The following is a 21,113-nucleotide window of genomic DNA, read 5'->3' on the forward strand; positions in this document are numbered from 1 at the left end:
ATTAAATATTAACACACCTGTTATTCTTAATCAAATCGCTCACAGACCCAGTCGACATCAAAAGAGGAAACCCTGTCCAAAGATATAAGACATATCTTGGAAGATAAGTTGGCCCCAACAATACCGTAAGGAAAGTTAATGCAATTGGAATAAACGGTACTACCCTTTTGTAGTTCTTTTGTGAAATGCGATACATAAAAGTAAACAAATATATGAGAAGCATTAGTCCCGGTGACAGCAGTAATGCCGCCACAGGATAATCATCATGAAATGTGCCTATAGAAATGTATCTATATATCCTGTCAATAGCCGGTATCAGGCTGTGCCTCTCTCCGGGCTGTTCAACTTCATAACCAAAATATGAGCTATGATCGTATGTAAAAGTAAAAACAGTTGTCCCTTTATAGACATTTATATCAGCTGCAGGATACCAATAACCATACGAAGTAAGCATCCAGCCGTTAAGATACGTCATAGGGTGCTTTTTCAAAAGAGAAAACCACAATTTCCAAAAGCTCTTTGAGTCCTGCTCATATTTCTCATTATTAAAGGCTACCTTAACAAGATCTGCCACTCTGGGAGTATATAGGTCAAGATTAGTATCAGGAATATAGTCGCAAAGAGTACTTAGCTCATCTTGTGACAAACTCTCTTTATCATATGTATAGACTCTTGCCATCTGCATGATTGGCACAGTCAGTTTTTCCTGATGATGAGTTCCTTCGCAGCCAAGCGCAGCTGACAATGCGGCAGAAATAATAACATACAGTATCACAGGAATAAGAAGCATTGGAACAATTGCCGTTTTGAGCTGCTTTCTGAAATAAAAAAGTGCAAATGGTATAAATACAAGATATGCATAGAAACCATTATGTCTGAAGCACGGTACAAGCGCTGCCACACATATAAAAAGACCTATTTTTCTTTTATCTGAAATAAAACTTTGAGGATTCTCTGTAAGTTCTATCAAAAGAACTGTCAGAAGTATGAGAAATGCGGAAAACAGTCCGTCCTTGCACGAACACAGTGTAAACATGACGATTGGTGGGAATACACCGTAATACAATATCCACAGTATTCTTCCCCTTTTTCCTATGAATCTCTTTCTCATAAAAGAAATAACATATGCAAAAACAGCTGTGATCACGAGCATCTGTATAAAGACATATGTTGCAATACCAAGATTCCAGGACCCGGTAAACTTATGAACGAGTGCAATAGTTCCGCCTAGAAGCAGCACGTGAACAAGAGGATGGTGCGTTGAAAAACTTCTGGTTATGACTTCCATCAGTTCATCCTGTGCGTCATATACAAAAAATCCAGGATAAACTCCCAATAATACAGGCAGGTTAAGAGCAATAAGAATAATCCAGCTGATTAGAAAATCATGTTTTCCCGGCTCTTCCCATTTCTGTCCAAATATCTTCTCAAGTCTGAAAGTTCCCATAAACTTCCTGCCATGGAAGCTCTGGGTATAATTATCCCAAATATGTTTAGTATCAATTGTAAATACCAATATCATAAGTACTAATACTAATAAAGAATTCTGGTCAGATATATTTATGCTGTCGTTTTTTTCAAGCTGATATCCCCAGACTATAAAAGATGCTGATAAAACGCCAAATAAGCCTGACAAAAGCCAGGCTGATCTGTTAGCTCTTATTGTATCCTGATTCCCCAAATTACTTTTTTCCATCTTCCGTTGTCTCACGAATAACATATTGTGGATTCTTGTTCTGAGAAATATAAACTCTTCCCAGATATTCTCCGATCATTCCCAGCATGAGCATAAGCATTCCCCCAATAAAAATGACTGCGCTCATAAGTGCCGAAAATCCAACAGGAACATCCGGTCTTACAAATTTCTTGATAATTGTATAAATACCATAAATGAAGCCAAGTGCAGCAAATGAACATCCTGTAAAAGTAGCTATTCTAAGAGGTTTGATACTAAAGGCAGTAAAGCCGTTTATCCACAGGCCAAGAAGCTTTGAAAAAGTATATCCGCTCTGACCCACCTCACGTTTTCTGTGATGAACGTCCACGTTCACTATATTTTTGGTTGTCCTAAGAACAAGACCAATTACGTAAGGATATGAGCTCTCATATTTGACCATCTCATCTACAATAAACCTTCTGGCCGCAAAATAGCTTGATACATACAAATCCTTGGGCTTACCAAGCATTATAGTTGCCATTGATTCATTCATGAAGGTTCCAAAATTTCTGAAAACGTTATGCTGCTTGTGTTCATATCTTGCATAAGCTACATCAGCACCATTTTCAAGTGCATCTATGAGTTTGAATACCTCGTCAGCAGGTGTCTGGCCATCATCATCAAGACAGACAACGTAGTCCCCATTTGCCCTTCCAAGTCCAGCCATAAGCGCCGCATGCTGTCCAAAGTTCTTGGCAAAATTGATTCCAAGAATATGTCCGTCAGATGCTTTTTTAACCTCCTGGCAAATGGCCTCCCAGGTATTATCAGGGGATCCGTCATTAACCAGGATAATATTATGGCTATAATCATCTCTTGTAGCCATGGTTCTGTCTATTTCATCTATTACTGAGCCAAGCGTTTTCTCTGACCTGTAGCAGGGAATAACAAAGCTTATTACTTTTTCCGCCATCGGAATATCACCTTTCAAATTAAATGTATTTCCTGATTTACAAATTATTCTCCATGAGTATCATATCACTTTTTTGACCATCACTACACAAAACCCCCGGCAAATCCTGATATTTAACAAAACCTGCTTTCGTATAACTCTTGATAGCAGCAGTATTATAGCAAAAAGCCCTAAGGATCAGTCTCTTAATTCCAAGCTCATCTCTTGCATACTCAGTAGTCAAACAGGCTGTTTCATTTCCATAGCCCTTTCCAATAGCATCGTCCTCTCCGATAAAAATACCATATTCTGCCTCAGTTTTATCCTCATTTGTGTATCTTAAGTAAACACTTCCGACAGGTCTAAGATTATTTTTTTCCATGATGATCATCTGAACCACATCACCTGTAAATACAGATTTCTCAAGCCAGTTTTCATGAATCTCTCTGGTAAATACTTCCCTGTATACAAAATTGTCCCTGACTCTTGGATTATTACGCCACTTAACAACAAGATCAGTGTCCTCTCTTGTTATCATTCTAAGGCTCAAAAGTTTACCTGTTTTTAGTATCTCTATTTCACTCATTCCAATATATCTCTTTCCAATTTATAAATAGTAAAGGCATCCGCAATTTCATCCACTACATGCATTCTGATGTTTATGCCTTTTTCCTGATAATAGTCAGATAACCATTCAATATCAAAGGCCTTATTCTGTACAAAATACGTATTATCGGATAGTAGTGCCTCCTGAGCATTATCAAAGCCTGCCCTTTCAAGCTTTTTATTATAAATAGGGCTCTTAGATGCCCATCCTCCCAAAAGGTCATGATTATCAAAGCTGTTATCGACTCTGTCAAACATTTTCTCTGAAAAAGTCGCTGCCTTTTGAACTGTTTCTCCTAGTGAAACACTGGTATACACATCTACAAGATAGTAGTTATCTGGGTTCTCGTCAAAATAATCATATAACGCATGGTATTTATTAAGCATGACCTGTCTGTCGTTATTTTCATTATTTATTATCTTTTCCTGCATGTATATACTAAGCGTACCTACTATACCCATAATAAGTACAAGGGTCCACACAATACTCTTTCTGATACTCTGATATTTGGATGTATCATCAACAAATATGGATACCAAAAACATCATTCCTATAAGAATAAGGATTTCTATAATATAAAGTGGATGTGTGATACGTATAGGATCTCTTCCTCTTAGGATTATATACAGCCACAGCACGGATCTGCATGCAAAAAGAATTATTGTAAGACCTACACATAACAGCTTATGCCTATTCCCTTTTATGCTTCCGTGCAGAATATTAATAAGCAAAAACAGATACAACAATAAAACTCCGACATTCCATGGATAATCAGTCATCGGATACTCATATGAAACAGGTTCTGACACATGATGAAGTCTGTAGACATACAGGGAAAATGCCTGTTTAAATCTTTGAGAAAACGATGCCTGCTCGCCCCTTGTTCTGGCTGCATAATCTGCAATTTTTCCCAGAATATCAGCATTTATCTCATCATCAAGTGCAAAATTATAGTTAACAAGTAGCTTCTGTTCACTCTCAGAAAGGCCTATACTGTCGTAAAAGGCTTTGTTTTCTGCATAATCCGGAATGTACTGGAAATCATACAGCTCAGTTCTGTTATCAAAAAACCTGTTAAATTCCTTCCAGTCCGATCTTGAATATGCAATTTTATGAATTCCACTGCTTACAAAAAGCCCAAGAAGGATAATCAGGCATAGCAAGGTGTATTTACTTAGCAGCTTTTTCTTAGCACCGTTACCGGATGCAGCCATGCATTTCCTGTTATAAGATTCTAGCATTGCCCACTTGATCAGAATTGCAACTCCTACCATAGGAAGTGTTAAAAGAAGCATCTCTGACCTTATTAAGTAAGCAAGTATTATAAATATCACAGAGGTAATGCGGCTCTTTCTGTCATTCTCGTCCGACATGAGTATCAAAAATGCAGCAGTAGCAGATAATAACCCACAAACTACCGTGTATTGCACATACAAAAGATGCGGCCAGAAAAAGCCCAAAATAACAGCAAAAGAAGCTACTGCATAGAAAAATCTCGATACATTATCGTGTGCCCAATCTTCTATTTTCATCACAATAATGAACAGGCATAAGTATTGGAGTGCACATAAAAAGATGCCGTACCAGTCAAGATTTATCCCTGTTCTATATAAAACAGAGATAAATAAACCAATTGGATACAGCATCTGTATATTGTGTCCCTCAGGCACGCCTGTATAGGCACCCGAAAGAATATCTTTCATCAGTACATCATCGTTGAGATCGAAAAAATAGTCACCAAATATAAGTGTCACTACCATTACAGCCAGTACTGCCACAGCGGATACTATTAAGCTCATAAACTTCCGTGACTTTCTCATGATCACCCCAACTCTTATTTTTTTGATCAGGCTACGTAATTAGCTGAACTTGTAGTACTCCTTGACTCTCATAACTACTTCATCAAGATCTTCATTTGTAAGTTTGTAGTACATTGGGAGTCTTAACAGCCTCTCACTCTCTCTTGTTGTGTACTTATCTTCTCCTCTGAATTCACCATAGATAAGTCCTGCCTTGGAAGAATGAAGAGGTACGTAATGAGAAGCAGGAAGTATGTCGTTGCTGGTAAGATACTTAATAAGTCCGCTTCTCTCTTCAAGATCCTTACATTTAATGTAGAACATATGCGCATTATGTACGCATTCCTTCGGAACAACCGGAAGTTCGATAAGGCCCTTTTCCTCCAGTGGTCTAAGAGCATTGTAATATCTGTTCCAATGGTCCATTCTGGCGTCATTGATCTCATCGGCCTTCTCAAGCTGTGCATACAGATAAGCAGCATTCATTTCACTTGGAAGGTAAGAAGATCCTGGCTCTATCCAGCTGTATTTATCAACTTTGCCAAGTTTATAAAGAGTACGGTTAGTTCCCTTTTCTCTGATAATGATAGCGTCGTCAACATACTTCTCATCTCTTAAAAGAAGTGCTCCGCCTTCTCCCATACTGTAGTTCTTGGTCTCATGGAAGCTAAAGTTACCAAAGTCACCTATTGAGCCGAGAGCTCTTCCTTTGTATGTGGACATAACGCCCTGAGCAGCATCTTCGATAACTATCAGGTTATGCCTCTTGGCAATATCCATGATAGTGTCCATCTCGCAGGCAACACCAGCATAGTGAACAGGAACAATTGCCTTAGTTTTGGGAGTAATAGCCTGCTCAATAAGATTCTCATCTATATTCATTGTATCAGGTCTGATGTCTACGAAAACTACCTTGGCTCCCCTAAGGACAAAAGCGTTTGCTGTAGAAACAAAGGTATAGGATGGAAGGATAACTTCATCTCCTTCCTTGATCCCAGCAAGGATAGCTGACATCTCTGTAGCATGTGTGCAGGATGTTGTAAGAAGTGCCTTAGTTACTCCTGTCTTCTTCTCAATCCATTCATTTGCCTTGGCAGTATATGGACCATCACCACATATTTTCTGATTCTCAACGCATTCCTTGATATACTCAAATTCTTTTCCAGTAAATGGAGGTACATTAAAATTGATACGCATAAATTACTCCTCTGAAGCCAGATTCTCTGACTGGCCCGGTTTCTTAAAGACAATCAGTTTACTGATAATATAGTTAAGTGCTATTACAACAAATGTAGCGCCAAGTTTTACAGGCATCTTCGGAAGTCCAAGCCATGTAATAAAGATCAGTATCAAAAGATCTTCAACTACAAGTGTAAAAAGTCTTCCTAATGTAAAAGATCCAGCCTGTTTCAGAAAATCTTTTTTGGTTTCTACCTTTCCATCAAATACCCATGTCCTGTTGGTAAAAAACTGGAATGCTACACATATCACCCAGTCGATAGAGTTATTGACCACCTCATTAATGTGCATCACACTATCCATGAACCAAAAAAGAAAAATGCTCAAAAAGAAAGTAAGTCCTCCAAAAAAGAGGTACAGCAAACCTTCTTTATGCTTCTTGTAAAAAGGTTCAAATATATTCAGAATGGGCAAAGACATGATTTTGTCAAAAATATCTTTCTTTTCTCTCATAACTGCAATCAGTCCTCACTTTCAATACCAGTAGCGAAAACCATAAACCTTTCGCTCTCAAACACCTTATTATAACCATGTTCATTCATATAGTCCAATAAAATATCATATTTCGTACTGATATTGGCATATTCCTGCATATTCTTGCCAATTATAACCGTTGGCTCAGGATCATCTGATACTGATAATTCGAGTAGCTCTTTTTCAAAATTATCTGTCCCATAGCTGTCAAGATCAGGCCATACGGTTCCAATTGCCGGCTCAAGATCAAAAAGATACGCAAGTCCGGGAACACCGCCAAATAATACCACGCGGTTGTTAATTAAACTCATCTCTCCAAGGGCTGCTGCTAGTTTTTCAAGAGATTCTATATTATAGCCTGTCGACACCATGCCCTGTGCCTTGTATATAGTAGATGATACAGTATCTCTCTTACGACCGTCTGTTCCATCCCCAAAGGCAAAAGTGCTGTGAAATAAAAGACCTTGAGCCAAAACAGTTACAATAACCATTGTTATCATACTCTGCCAGGCAAAATTATATTCTCTTTCGCCCAGTCTTTGCATAAGCCTTCTAAAAAGCCACAAAGAAATCGGAGCTACAATGTACAGATTATTAATTACCGGATACGTATAATTGTTACTTCCAAGTGGAGTTAATAAAACTATCATCAAAACAGTAAATGCTAATGTCTGTTCCTGTCTGCTCCCATTCAGAAACCCTATAGTTCCGATAATAGCAAGTATTATCGCTATTATTACAAACATCATTGCCGCTTTAAATACACTGTCATAGTAGAAATAATTTCTCGTAAAAACACCTTTTGCGAAATAATATCTGACAAGGATAAGGAGGCCTGCAGAAAACAGAACTTTTTTTACCCATACGTATCTGTCCTCCCATAGCAAAAACATAATAAATCCTGCCATTAAACAAGGAATCATTATAAGCATAGCTATAGCAGATCCGGTATAGCCCGAAATGATCAGGGAAATCATTCCGCCTGATGAATAATCTGCAGCATTCTCGGTCATTCCAAAAAGATTTGCAATCATTTCAAAGTATGCAGCAGGTCCATAAACAACACTGATCATCATATATGGAACTCCTGCTCCTACTAAAAAGCCAAGAATACATACTCCTGTTTTCCTGATAGCATTAATAAATTCTTCTCTGGTAATCGCACAATAAAACCAGAGAACAAGTATCATCCCGGTTTCAACAATGTTTGGGAATCTTACCATCACATTAAGTCCCAGGAAAACTCCTGCTATAAACAGTTTTTTTCCCTGTTTATTCCAGGCAAACATCCCCTTTATCAAAAACAAGGTTCCAAGAGTAAAAAACAAATATGTAAGATAATTGTACATTATTACTCTCGGGCACCAGGAAAGGCTCTCAGCCATAAACAATCCAATAAATATCATCCATCCAGGCATGTATTCCAAAAGAGCATAATATACTATAAGAGCTATAGCACTTATTATCAGAGTAGTATAAACACCAAAGCCAAGCATAGTCCCGGCAAAGGGTAAATGCATTATAATGCTTCCTGCTACGTTACTTAGAAAAGTAGAAAAAAACCACATTGGATAAATGTGGTCTATATACTGGTAATTGGCCATGTTATACATTGTATCTGTAATATCAAGGCCAGCATTCACCCCTATAAGCGGATATAATAACAAAACCAGTGGAAAAATATATTTTTCCAGAGGTGACTGATATTTTTTAAATCTCCAAAAATAGCTTCTGATATTTTTTAGCATAAATCATCATCCCATTTTCTGAGTTTTCTAAAAAGCCAGGTATCATGTAATACACGCCCAACATAATCAAAGATCATCTTCCTGATCCAATCTACAAAAACTCCTGCAGCAAACACAATAAGAACTGACCTTATAAGATGCCACAAATACAAAATAATACTCTCTGTCGGTACCTCTCCCAGAAGATGTGTAAGCCAAATCACCCATCTGTCCTTTATCTCAATGTGCATGTGCAGTAGATAAACTCCAAAAGTAAGCGGAGCAATAAATCGAACTACATCTGCAAACCATCCTTCTCTCATCTTGTAGAACCTAAATAATGAGAAAAGTCCCAAAGAACCTGTGAGAGTAAAGACAAAGTTAAGATGTATCGGCACTTCAGCGTAGTAATTGAGGCCGCCGAATCTCAGATTATAGTAATAGATTACAACACTCATAATTCCAATCATAAGACAGGAAAATACAAATACCAACGCACTTCTTTTTGCATTATAGAATAGCACTACATCATATTTTCTAACATAAGCAGCTATAAGGTATAAGCACAAAAACCATCCATAGTCATACCCAAAATGGTCCGTCACAAACATCACAGGTACAACGCTCTTAATAAAGCAGAACCATATAAGAAGTCCAAGGATAGTATATTTGAGCTGCTTTTTGGTCAGCACATCTACTGCTGCATTCATGATTGGAGCAAAAACATACATAATGATATAAGCAGTAACAAACCAGTAATGCTCTGACGAAATAGGGAACAGATACTGAACTGTTTTAAAAACAGAGTCGTCTGTATGTACGACATATACGCCGACTATCATCATAGCAACCGATATTAAAATAGTATAAAAATAAACCTGACATATCAGCTGTATTATTTTACTGGGCTTTATCCTGGATTTGGACAGGAAATAACCACTTAGAAATACATAAACATTTAGACCTGTGATACAAAAGCCTTCCAAAATAGTTGCAAAAAGCTGTACTCTTCCAGCCGGAACTCCTAAATGAAGCAAAACATCCGCATGCGAATTATAATGAAGTGTCAGAATCATAAGCATTGCTACGATTCTCAACAATTCAAAATTTGCATTTCTCTTTTTACTTATCTTATCCCCACCGGACATTACGCCTCCAACCGCAGTTATCTGTCACGAACCGCTTTTCCATCTTCTATTCTGTAAACCATATCGCACTTCTCAATTGTCTGAAGTCTGTGCGCTATAATGATAAGAGTCTTCTTTCCATGAAGTCTGTTGATTGAATCCATGATTGCAGCTTCTGTCTCATTATCAAGAGCTGATGTAGCCTCATCAAGAACCAGTACCTCAGGGTCCTCAAAAAGAGCTCTGGCAATTCCGATCCTCTGTCTCTGTCCACCCGAAAGTCTGATTCCTCGCTCTCCAATCTGTGTATCGAGACCCTCCGGAAGATTTTTGACAAATTCATCAAGTGAAGCTTCCTTTAGGGCATTCCAGACTTTGTTGTCATCAATTTCATCATCCGGATAGCCAAAAGCAACATTCTTACGTATTGTTGAATCAACCATAAATATAGTCTGAGGAATGTAACCAATATTCTTGAGCCATCCCTGGTAGTTCTGCATTACATCAGCGCCATCAGCATATATTTTACCGCTCTCAGGCTTTAAGAGGCCAAGGAGAACATCCACTATTGTAGTCTTTCCAGCACCGGAGGTTCCTACAATTCCCACTGATTTACCAACAGGTATGCTCATAGCAGCCTTATTGAGTATGTAAGAATCCGTATTAGGATACTTGTAGCAAATATCAGTCATCTCAATGTGCTCTTTAACAGGAAGCTTGGTAACTTCCTTCTTTTTCCTATAGTCATCACTATTATATGATACTGAGCCATCGTGGATTTCCTGCTGAAGGTTATCTGTTACATTCATCATAAAGGGCTCAAAATAAGCAATAGATGTAAGATAGTTGTTAATTCTGTTGGCACTTGGCAAAAGCCTTGTAGCCGCTGCCATAAGAACAGTAAGCTGCGGAAGAAGTGTGGAAAGTGAGGTTCCTCTCATCATGACAAGAAGCATATATCCTATCATTCCGGCTACAGCTATCGTCTCAATCAAAAGTCTGGGTGTTGAATTATAAAGATTGTACTTCTGTACCGCATAAACATATCCGGCTCCGCAATCTGCATAACCATTTATGAAATAGTTTTCTTTGTTTGCAATTTTGATCTCTTTAATTCCGGTAACCGACTCATTTATCCACTTGTACAATCCGCTGTAATAGTCCTGATTGTCCTGGCCGGCATTGACCATGACAGGCTTTATCACAAATTTGATGATCAGCAGAACGGTTACAAGTAACAGTGCAATGGTAAGAGTCATAGAAGCATCCATTCTAAGAAGGAATGCCACTAGACATATGAATACAATTATCTCACTGGTAAGCTGCAAAATGCTGAGTATCAGTGCGTACATGTTATTGACATCAGAGGTGATACTACGCTGAATAACGCTTGTATCTGCATTAAGGTAATACTCATAGGGTCTGAGCATAAAGTTGATCATCATGCGCCTTGATGTTGCAAACTGGTTTGTATATGTAAATCTAAGCTGCACTACATTTATCAGAAATAACACCAGATTCTTAATTATAAAAACAAGAATAAGACTTGCCATGATAACTTCGGCAAGCTGAGTAGTACTAGACAGGTTCAGACCATGGTACAGGGCTGACAGATACTTGCTCTCCTCAACCTTTTGCGGATCTACCACAATCTGCATAATAGGCGCCAAAATGGCAATTCCAAGAGCTTCCAGAATACCTCCGATGAGCATCAGAAAAACAATCCCCACCATCTGCAACTTCTGTTTTCTGTCTAAAAGAATATTGATCTTCTTAAAAATCCTACGCATATATTTTTCTTAATCCAAACCCTTTCAAGGAGGCTACATCAAAAGATTTAATATAGCATCCGCTATTTTTTCTGTGCCCTTGCCGTCTATGATTTCCTTGGCTTTCTTACTCATTCTGGATCTAAAGCCCGGATTATCTACTGCCGCGGTTCCCCAGGTGACAATTTTCTGAACAAGCCTGTGATCATCTCTGGCATCTCCTGCATATTTGCCGGCACCAGCCTTATCAAAGCCCTTGGCAAAATCAGCCTGCTTGTCATTAAAACTAAAAATGACTGTTGGCACGCCTACTGCACACAGCTCGTACATAGTAGCACCACCTGCAGAAACTGCAAAATCGCACTTACTCATTATGGCTGCCATATCATTTCCAACTGCGCTATGCAATGTGATAGCCTTATGTCTGTCTGCCATCTCCTGCAAACGTCTCTTGTAGTCAGCCTCAAACAAAGCCCCAACTATTACATCACAGCAAAGTCCTGAATTATCAAGAACTTTTCTGCATGGACTGTCTGCTTCGTAGATTTCCGCCAGAATATCCCCCAAAACGTAATGGGAATCTGTTCCTCCGGCAGACAAAAAAGCTCTTTTGGCATGCCGATTTATAACGTATTCTGTCTGTCCGAATTCTGATCTAAGGGGAGCAAATTGCCCGCCCAAAAGCTTTATCCTGGCACTATATATATCTTTTGGCCCGGAAACGTCATAATTAATTATCAAATCCACAGGATAATCATTTTTGTTGAAATCGTCAATATATCCTGTTGCTACCTTGTGACCGCACTCTTCAAATAGCCTGTTAACTTCATCGACATATTCAGGCGTTATAAAAGGCGAATCCATCAGGAAGAAATCCGGCACCTGATCCTGAAGCATTCCCTGCAAAACAGGTATGTCACCCATAGGCTCAGAATATATGGTATGAAGAATTCTGGCATCAAAAGCCGTATTTTCCTGATCCGATAAGTTTATCAGTACATTGGCACTATACTCATCAGATAATATGAACTCAACATCCATACCATTTCTCATCAGTTCACTGGCAATAGTCATGCAGCGCCTGATATGTCCAGTCGCAAGTTCACTATTACCATTAGCCTTGATCCAGATCAGTTTCTTATCCATATATCTCCCTCATGTCGTGAATACATCAGGTTACTTGTTCAGAAGGTTGTATTTAAGTTCAGCAAGTTTCCAGTCAACTTCGTTATCTATATCCTGAACTTCCAATTCTGAAAGTTCAAGAGGTATTATACTGCCCATCAAAAGATTATTTGTTTTCAAAAAACTCTCTGTTCTGGTTACATAGAACTGCCCGGCATCATGAAAATGTGGTGTCAGATCCTGTGACCTTGCCTTGAGATTCTCAGGCTGCCTGAAAACAAGCTTACCATCATGTATCTCCATAGCTCTTTGTGGTGGATATGAGAATCTCACAACAGGTATAAGCGTATCCGCATCGGATCTTTCCAGATCTTCTACTGCCTTTTTAAGCTTATCAGCTGTTATAAATGGCGCTGTAGGGTATATGCATGTTAAAATATCGAACCTCCTGCCGCGCTTCTCATACTCACTTATTACCTCATTTATAACATCAGATGTAGTGGCATAATCATTTGAAGTTTTCTCGCTTCTAAGAAACGGAACCTGAGCTCCGTAATATCTTGATATCTCTGCAATTTCTTCATCATCAGTAGATACCATCACTTCATCAAAAACACCTGATCCAAGTGCAGCCTCAATTGAGTAGGCTATTATTGGTTTTCCATTAAAATCCTTAATATTTTTTCTAGGAATTCTCTTACTGCCTCCTCTGGCAGTTATCAGTGCTAGTGCTTTCATTTATTTCTTAAGCCTCTTTCTCAAACCTCTATATCCCCATAGCAGTCTGTAATATGCATAGAACAAAGCTGTGGACTTGCACGCAAGCCTTATAAGCTTTTTTTCTTCTCCGCCTACTCTATCTACATAATAACTATTATTTTCAAATTCAGGAAATGTTTCCTTCATCTCCTTTGTAAGCTCTTTGACAAAAGACATTCTGGCAGGTTTAACACAAGGCATATAAGTAAACAAAGTGTTAACATAGAACAACTGAGTAAAAATAAACTCAATTTCCTGTCTGAATTCATTGAAAAAGCCAAGTCTTCTGGCTTCTCCAAGCATTATCCTTCCGGCCTCCATCCTATCCTGACACATCTTTTCAGAAAAAGAATGAACAGTAGATCCCTGATGCTGATAATAGTAATACCAGGGCTTTTCAATATATTCATAATGACTGGCAGTCAGCAGAAAAGAATTGCTCATGGCATTATCTTCGTAAAAAATATTTTCCGGGAAAAAGAGTTTGTTATCAATAACATTTGCTCTTTTATAAATCTTGACTACAAGTCTTCCTCCGTCCAGAATAAGCTGCTTTTTCTTATCATGGTCCAGAACACCTGACATAGATGGATTTCCGTTTTTTTCAACATTATCAGAAACCTGATAAGTATGTTCACTTACAAGTGTAAGGTCGCATCCAACCATATCAGCCCCGGTAGTATCTGCTTTTTCCAGCATAAGCCTGTACATATCAGGATCGATCCAGTCATCAGCGTCAATAAAGCCAATCCAGTCACCTGATGCCTCACGAATTCCGAGGTTCTTGGCGCCTCCCTGGTGCTTATTGATCTCACTGTGGATAACTTTAACCAATCCGGGATATTTGTCCTCATATTCCCTCAGAATCTCGAGAGAATTATCAGTAGAACAATCATCTACAGCTATTATCTCATAATCTTCCAAATGCTGCGAAGTCAGAGAATCCATGCAAAACCTAAGTTTGTTATCACCTGCCATATTATAAACAGGTACTATTATACTTATTCTCATACTTGTCCCATCAGCGCTCTGGCTATACGAATAGCGCCTCTCCCGTCTGTTATGCTCTTAAGGCTGTCTGACATACCCTTAAGAGATTCTGTACCATTCAGATAATTCATTATCTTACTCTGTATATTATCAAGCACAACCATCTTATTCGCTTCACCTTCGGACACGTCTCCTGCAAAAAACATTCCCTCTGAAGCACCCCAGAATACAACATTGTATTTCTGATTATCCGCAACCTGGTAAAAGATGGTAGGAAGTCCGCAGGCAGCACATTCTGTAAGCATAGTTCCTGCCGCCATAACAGCAATATCACATCTATTCATAAGATAAGCCATGTTCCTGACTGACCTGTGAATTACAATATTAGAACATCCCTCTATTAGAGAAACTATCCTATCCGGATCATCAACATAATCCCCTACAACAATGTGCCAGATAGCCGTATTCTGTAGTTTGCTTTTTATTATCATGTTAATGAGCAGCTCAAGCATATTGCACATGTCTGCACCACCTGTTGATATCAAAACATGCTTACAGTCCCGGGATGAAAAAGAACTGATAGTATCAGCATCTGTCTCTGCTTCAGAAACAGGATCATAAAACTGTTTTCTAAGCGGTGCATACTGAAGTCCAAGACATAATGATGTCTTTTCATTATTATAACCTGTAACATCCTGATATGCCTTGTCATATCCCATATTGGTAGAATAACCACTGTAATTTATAAGCACATTTACAGGATATGCCTCACGGCTTAGGTCATCTAAATATGCTATTCTGCATACATCTTTGAGCTTATCAAAGTATGTCCTCGTAACCTGATATGAATCTACTAAAAGAGTCTTTACATTTCTGGTCACGAGCTCATTTATCAATGGCTCTGACTCACTGTCCATATTTTGCCAATCTGTTCCAAGAACAACAACCTCGAACTCATTCTCAGTAATGCTGCCCCCAAGAAGCTTAAGTGATTCATCATCTGCCACAAAAAACGTGACATCCTCGCCCAAAGACTTAATAGCCCTTGCTATACTGATGCAACGCATCACATGGCCTGTGGCAATTATGCTGTTAGCGTCTGCTCTGATTCCAATCATATCTCGTGTTATTCTATAATATCCCAGCTAAGTGGTGTTCCCTTCTCAATATCACTTTTGGCGGTCATTCCCAAGACTTCCTCATAGTGTTTGGTATGCATACCATTTCCAGGCCTGATAGATCTGACATTCTCAGGAGTTAGTTTTTCTCCTGCCTTGATATCCTTAACCACAAAAAGCGATCTGCTAAGTCTTCTTTCAGAAGCCTGCTTGTCAGATATGGCATACTCTTTCTGGCCAAGAGCCATCTCCATTATCCTTACATTTTTGACCATCTCTGCAAATTCAGCGGGTTCCATTGAAAAAGCATCGTCAACACCGCCAGCAGACCTATTGAGAGTAAGGTGTTTTTCTATCATCTTGCCACCAAGAACTACGCTGCCTGTAGCCACAACACTTCCCGGTGTATGATCAGATAATCCTACGATGCAACCATATTTTTCTGCCAGATCTTCCATCATTCTCAAATTGACCATGTCATATGGCGTAGGATAAGCACTCACACATTTAAGAAGAATAATGTCCTTATTTCCCTCTTCAATGCAAGTGTCAAGTGCAAGCCTTATATCTTCTTCATAAGCTATACCGGTGGCAAAAATTATTGGTTTATGAAGCCTTGCCACCTTCCTGATAAGAGGTATGTCATTTATTTCAAAGCTTGCTATCTTATACGCAGGAACATTCAGGTTCTCAAGATAATCTACAGCTGTAAAGTCAAATGGAGATGAAAAGCACTCAAGTCCAAGCTTATGAGCCTCCTCCATAAGTCCAGCATGCCACTCCCATGGCGTATATGCCTCTTTATACAGGTCATGAAGTGTTCGTCCTTCCCAAAGACTTCCCTCAGAAGTCATGAACCATGGCTTATTACAATCTATTGTTATTGTATCAGCTGTATACGTCTGTAACTTAACAGCATCGGCTCCTGCCTCAGCCGCAGCATGAATGATCTCAACAGCTCTGTTATAATCGCCGTTATGATTGCCTGACAATTCGGCAACTATCATTACCTTATTATCTTTGCCTACTTGTTTGTTTCCAATCTTAATACTATCGTTAAACATTACTCACTCCATAGAATCTATATCAGTCATTATTTTAATATAACACTTGATATCACCAGCATTCAGCTCTGTATACTTATTACTCTTAAAGCATTTGGCCGAAGCTATGTTGTCCTTATTAACAAACCCGACAAGACATCTAATCTGTTTTCTATTATCATTACCGACAATTTCAGGCATAGTTTCAAGCAGTTCTATTATACCCTTTCCAAGGCCCTTTCCTCTCTCGCCCGGAGCTATCATGTAGCTGATCTCTCCGACATCATCAGTGATATCAACTCTGATGCTGCCAGCCTTCACATTTTTATCTTCAAGGATATACATAAGGCAATTATCATCATCAAGTTTTTTCTTAAACCATTTGAGATGACTTTCCTTGGATATTTCATCCTGTGTAAATGAATTCATACGTGTAGTCTCATCATTACGCCAGGATAAAACATCTAGTGCATCATCCATAGTTGCACGCCTAAGCTGCATATATCTCACCTTCCGAATTCTGTCCGATTATTCTGTTTTGCCATACCGGGACTGAATTATCTGTTTGCCGCGCCACTTACTATCATTTATCAAGCATCTCTGTTTTCCTATGTATGCTTGGGTCTTCATACTTATCAAGGAAATCGAGTCCCAAATAAACTATTTCTTTGGCAAAATACACATTGTCAATCTGCGTTATCACAGAAACAAGCTTATCAACCTTAAATCCTGTAATGTCTCCCAGGACCTCCATGGGGAATCTGTCCTTAACAACAACTACCCCCGGAAACTCTTTTTCATAATCCAGAAGGTCTCTGGGATGAGGTTTGATTATGACTCTGTAATCATCCTTGTACTCATCCACAATATCAGCAAACATTCTCTTTCTGACATCAAGCTCACATAAAGGTTCAGTCAATATCATAACATTTGGTTTGTTTGCATCAGATGCACTTTTATTAAGCAGTTGTCCAACAAGTCTGTCCGGATCAGTGAGGAATATTTCAACCAGAATCCTGTGATCTTCTACTGAAAGTTTCTTATCAAGTTCCTCTCTTGGAATCTCCACAACATTTGGCGGAAGACTATGATTGGCTTTTATATCATTTACCTCATAATCAAGACAATACCTGCTATAACCGCTCTCGATAAAAATAAGTCCAAGTTTGGCCATAGCTTTTTTAAGCGGCCAGGCTCCCTTGTTGGCATTTCTTGCCTGATCGTCAAGAAGTCCCGAGTTAAGTCCATCCTCAACGGCATGATAATGAATCTTTTTATAATTGAGGTAATATCCGATTGGATCTGAATCGCAGAAGACATACACATCACCATATTTAGAAATATCTGTTGGTATGTAATCCTCCTGAAGCTTACCAAGGAGTTTTGTATATGTAATTCTCTGCATCAAATTAAGGATGATATTTCCTCTGTCCCTGTGATACTTCATCACTTTCTCTGAGGTAACATCTTCCTGCTCGTCATAAGTGTAAATATTTTCGAAGACTCCTGACTTCTTAAGTCTGTCTTCAAGGCTCTCAAAGTCATTTGACATGGTGCTGAGAATTATGTCAGCACTACCACTTCGTTCCCGTCTCCCTACAAGCTCTTTTACAACTGCAATATAAACATGATAATAAGTGTGGCAAATATATACTCGCCTGTTAGTTTTATCCCTTTTCATGCCCTTTAGTATATAATCAAAAGGTATCCTTGTCATCCACTTGCCTTACCTTATTATTTAGTAGTATACTAAATCGATTTAAATTTATGCCTAAACAAAGGAGATTACGCACATGAAAATGCGATATTGTAAACGTTGCCTTCAGCCTGATACAAGGCCGGGTATTATTTTTGATGACGAACAGATTTGTTTCGCTTGCCGTTATGAAGAATCCAAGGCAACAATAAACTGGGAAGAACGTCAGGCAGAGCTTAAGTCTTTTGCTGAGGAAGCCAAGGCAGAGGCCAAAAAACGTGGAAATACATATGACTGTATCATCGGAGTTTCAGGTGGTAAGGATTCAACCTTCCAGGCAGTTTACGCCAAGGAAAGACTTGGACTTAATCCTCTTCTCATTAACTGCATGCCTGATGAGATCACAGAGATTGGCCGCAAGAATATAGAGAACCTTAATAACCTTGGTTTTGATATCATTTCAATCAGACCTAATCCTATCGTAGCCAAGAAGCTTGCCAGAAAGTCATTCTTTGAAAGAGGTAATATCATAGCTGCTTCTGAATACTGTCTCTGGGCTTCAGCCTACATTATGGCTGTTAAGTTTAATATTCCTCTTATCATTCAGGGTGAAAATGCTGCTCTTACACTTGGCGCAGCCAAGAATCAAGAAGCTACAGGAAATGCTTTTTCCGTAATGCAGCTCGAGACCATTCGTGGTGCAAGCGTTGACAGCTTTGTTGATCTTTCAAACAACATCACAGAAAAAGACCTGTTCTTATACAAAATTCCAACTGTTGAGGAGATGCAGGCTAAAGGAATAAGAGCCATTTTCCTTCAGTATTACGTAAGAGAGTGGTCACAGGTTACAAACGCTGATTTCGCAGTTGCAAGAGGCCTCACAGGTAGAAGTGGTAACCTCCACGATCTTGGTCGTTACAGAAGATATACAGCTCTTGATTGTGACCTTCAGATTCCTAACCAGATGATCAAGTACCTCAAATTCGGTTTTGGTTATGCAACAGACGAGATTTGTTACGATATCAGAGAAGGTCGTTTTAGCCGTGAAGATGGCAAATGGTATGTAAACGAATACGATGGTGGATGCGGAGAACAGTATATCGAGAAGACCTGCAAATACCTTGGTATAACCAAAGAAGAATTCTGGGAAGTTGTCGATAAATACGTTAACAGAGATCTATTCGAGAAGATTGATGGTAAATGGACACCTAAGTTCACTGTAGGAGAAGATTACGAATCATGACAAAGACAAATACTCTTAAAAAGTATTGGTATCTATATTTAACAGGAACACTGCTGGCTATTCAGGCCGCGGTGTTCCTTATATTTAGAGGTGAAAGCTATTTCCAGATCCATGATAATCTGGACCTGTTCATGGCTCACTATGAAATGCTCAAGAAAGCAGGTCTTTGGTTCTCTCAGGGCGCTAATGCACCAATTCTTCATGGTGTTCCAAGAGATTTATTTGGATCAGAATTTCTGATCTATAACCTCTTTTACATCCTGCTTCCTGGCGTTTGGGCTTATTTAGCAGGTTATGCAGCCAAGATAGCAGTTGGTATGATTTCCTTTATTCTGCTTGCAAAAGATGTTTACAAGGATCGTTATGAGAACTATAAGCCGCTTATTATAGTAATTGCCGCAGCATATGGTATGATTCCTGTATTTCCAACCTACGGCATAGCATTTACATCTGTTCCTTTTATTATCCTGCTGCTCAGAAAACTTTATTTTGCTGAGACTTTTAAACAAAGACTTCCTTTATATATCGGAGTCTTTTTATATCCACTGTTATCTTATTTTTCTTACCATGGATTCTTTATCCTGTCCTACATGGTAGTCGCAGTGGTCATCCTATGGATCAGAGATAAGCGTTTTCCTAAGAGCACATTTGTTTCAATCGTTATCTTGTCTCTAGGTTATATTCTCTTTGAATACAGATTGTTTAAAGAGATGCTATTTACTGATACAGTAACTATCAGAACAACAATGGATCATGGTGACATCAGCTTTGGACAGGCTATGCTGACAGCACTTTCAGAGTTTGCTAATGCTTCCTTCCACTCTGAGGACTCACATACTTACATCGTTCTTGGTGTTGTTTTGATTGCAATTGTTATCATAAATGCTCTTTACATCAAGAAAAAACAGGCTGACAGGATCATGAAAGATCCCATCAATCTTGTAATGCTGTGGATCATCTTCAATGTTCTTATCTTTGGCCTGTATCAGTATGCTCCATTCAGACACCTGTTTGAGATGTTAATTCCCCCTCTTACAGGCTTTGAATTTGCAAGGACAGCATACTTTAATACATTTCTCTGGTACGCAGAGCTCTTACTCGTATGTGTCAGAATGTATGACTATGGCAAGAAGAACATCAGACCACTTGCTAACCTGATAGTAACTCTTGCCGTTCTCATCGTTATGTTTATTCCTCAGGTTTATAACGACTTTTACTACACCTGTTACAATCAGGCTTTCAAGATAATCAAACATCGTGATACGACATATGTTAACTACAACGAATTCTATTCAACAAAGCTATTTGATAAAATAATAGATGATATTGATTATAATGGTGAATGGTCAGCAGCCTACGGAATGCATCCTGCAGTGCTCAACTACAATGGAATTGCAACTGTTGACGGATACCTTGGTATGTATGCTCAGGAATACAAAGACAAGTGGACAAGCATTATTGCACCTGCGCTTGAAGGTTCACCTTCTCTTAAATCTTATTTCGAAGGCTGGGGAGCAAGGGTAAGCTTATACTCCGGTTCAGATGAAAACACTTATGCTCCGCTTCGTAATTTGGAAGTAACCGATAAAAGACTTATTGTAAATCTTGATGAGCTTAAAAGCCTTGACTGCAAATACATATTCTCACGAATCGAGTTTTCCAATGCTGATGAGCTTGGAATCAAGCTTGTAGGAACTTACTCAGATGACAGCAGTCCTTATACTATATATGTATATGATCTTCAGTAATTTGAACTGTATATGAAGGCCAAAAAAATCCCTAATCCAT

The 21,113-nt window shown here is 38.8% G+C and carries 18 protein-coding genes; 2 read left to right on the plus strand and 16 right to left on the minus strand.

The genetic code is table 11. From position 1 onward, the window contains the following. Position 1: 1 nt before the first annotated feature. The 16 genes from BPR_RS12930 to BPR_RS13005 all read right to left on the minus strand — a co-directional run bounded on the left by BPR_RS12930 (position 2) and on the right by BPR_RS13005 (position 18,067). Positions 2–1,696, minus strand: a complete 1,695-nt coding sequence (locus BPR_RS12930; protein ID WP_042257079.1) for a DUF6020 family protein — start codon at positions 1,694–1,696, stop codon at positions 2–4. Continuing rightward, positions 1,683–2,630, minus strand: a complete 948-nt coding sequence (locus BPR_RS12935) for a glycosyltransferase family 2 protein (protein ID WP_013281933.1) — start codon at positions 2,628–2,630, stop codon at positions 1,683–1,685. Before BPR_RS12935 ends, BPR_RS12930 begins: the two co-directional genes overlap by 14 nt. 37 nt (positions 2,631–2,667) lie before the next feature. Further along, positions 2,668–3,195 (minus strand): GNAT family N-acetyltransferase, encoded by a 528-nt coding sequence (locus BPR_RS20000; RefSeq protein WP_013281934.1) that lies wholly within the window; start codon positions 3,193–3,195, stop codon positions 2,668–2,670. Then, the gene (locus BPR_RS12945; protein WP_042257081.1) at positions 3,192–5,015 is read right to left on the minus strand and encodes a hypothetical protein; all 1,824 of its coding nucleotides are present in this window, start codon (positions 5,013–5,015) and stop codon (positions 3,192–3,194) included. Before BPR_RS12945 ends, BPR_RS20000 begins: the two co-directional genes overlap by 4 nt. A 60-nt stretch (positions 5,016–5,075) precedes the next feature. After that, complete coding sequence (gene rffA / locus BPR_RS12950; RefSeq protein WP_013281936.1) at positions 5,076–6,212, minus strand: dTDP-4-amino-4,6-dideoxygalactose transaminase; 1,137 nt, start codon at positions 6,210–6,212, stop codon at positions 5,076–5,078. A 3-nt stretch (positions 6,213–6,215) separates the two neighbouring features. Next, positions 6,216–6,707 (minus strand): GtrA family protein, encoded by a 492-nt coding sequence (locus BPR_RS12955; protein WP_013281937.1) that lies wholly within the window; start codon positions 6,705–6,707, stop codon positions 6,216–6,218. A gap of 8 nt (positions 6,708–6,715) precedes the next feature. Next, complete coding sequence (locus BPR_RS12960; RefSeq protein ID WP_013281938.1) at positions 6,716–8,476, minus strand: hypothetical protein; 1,761 nt, start codon at positions 8,474–8,476, stop codon at positions 6,716–6,718. Further along, positions 8,470–9,603, minus strand: a complete 1,134-nt coding sequence (locus tag BPR_RS12965; protein WP_013281939.1) for an acyltransferase — start codon at positions 9,601–9,603, stop codon at positions 8,470–8,472. The genes BPR_RS12960 and BPR_RS12965 overlap by 7 nt, the downstream gene beginning before the upstream one ends. A gap of 17 nt (positions 9,604–9,620) precedes the next feature. Continuing rightward, a complete protein-coding gene (locus tag BPR_RS12970) occupies positions 9,621–11,372 on the minus strand; it encodes an ABC transporter ATP-binding protein (RefSeq protein ID WP_013281940.1) in 1,752 nt (583 codons plus the stop codon). A 33-nt stretch (positions 11,373–11,405) separates the two neighbouring features. Then, positions 11,406–12,497 (minus strand): PseG/SpsG family protein, encoded by a 1,092-nt coding sequence (locus BPR_RS12975; protein WP_013281941.1) that lies wholly within the window; start codon positions 12,495–12,497, stop codon positions 11,406–11,408. Positions 12,498–12,527: 30 nt separating this feature from the next. Continuing rightward, positions 12,528–13,214 (minus strand): pseudaminic acid cytidylyltransferase, encoded by a 687-nt coding sequence (gene pseF / locus BPR_RS12980; protein WP_013281942.1) that lies wholly within the window; start codon positions 13,212–13,214, stop codon positions 12,528–12,530. Further along, on the minus strand, positions 13,215–14,246 hold the full coding sequence (locus BPR_RS12985; RefSeq protein ID WP_013281943.1) for a glycosyltransferase family 2 protein: 1,032 nt from the start codon (positions 14,244–14,246) through the stop codon (positions 13,215–13,217). It lies immediately after the preceding gene. Further along, complete coding sequence (gene pseG / locus BPR_RS12990; protein ID WP_013281944.1) at positions 14,243–15,343, minus strand: UDP-2,4-diacetamido-2,4,6-trideoxy-beta-L-altropyranose hydrolase; 1,101 nt, start codon at positions 15,341–15,343, stop codon at positions 14,243–14,245. The genes BPR_RS12985 and pseG overlap by 4 nt, the downstream gene beginning before the upstream one ends. An 8-nt stretch (positions 15,344–15,351) precedes the next feature. Further along, positions 15,352–16,407: a pseudaminic acid synthase gene (gene pseI / locus BPR_RS12995; RefSeq protein WP_013281945.1), complete on the minus strand. Its 1,056-nt coding sequence runs from the start codon at positions 16,405–16,407 to the stop codon at positions 15,352–15,354. A gap of 3 nt (positions 16,408–16,410) precedes the next feature. After that, complete coding sequence (locus tag BPR_RS13000) at positions 16,411–16,887, minus strand: GNAT family N-acetyltransferase (RefSeq protein WP_013281946.1); 477 nt, start codon at positions 16,885–16,887, stop codon at positions 16,411–16,413. Positions 16,888–16,969: 82 nt separating this feature from the next. Continuing rightward, positions 16,970–18,067, minus strand: coding sequence for a glycosyltransferase family 52 (locus tag BPR_RS13005; protein WP_143754359.1), 1,098 nt, complete (start codon positions 18,065–18,067; stop codon positions 16,970–16,972). Positions 18,068–18,179: 112 nt separating this feature from the next. Between BPR_RS13005 and BPR_RS13010 the strand changes: the two genes are divergently transcribed. Then, the gene (locus BPR_RS13010; RefSeq protein WP_013281948.1) at positions 18,180–19,325 is read left to right on the plus strand and encodes an N-acetyl sugar amidotransferase; all 1,146 of its coding nucleotides are present in this window, start codon (positions 18,180–18,182) and stop codon (positions 19,323–19,325) included. After that, a complete protein-coding gene (locus BPR_RS13015) occupies positions 19,322–21,073 on the plus strand; it encodes a DUF6044 family protein (RefSeq protein WP_013281949.1) in 1,752 nt (583 codons plus the stop codon). The genes BPR_RS13010 and BPR_RS13015 overlap by 4 nt, the downstream gene beginning before the upstream one ends. Positions 21,074–21,113 lie beyond the last annotated feature (40 nt).

Source organism: Butyrivibrio proteoclasticus B316, from assembly GCF_000145035.1.
GTDB lineage: Bacteria > Bacillota > Clostridia > Lachnospirales > Lachnospiraceae > Butyrivibrio > Butyrivibrio proteoclasticus.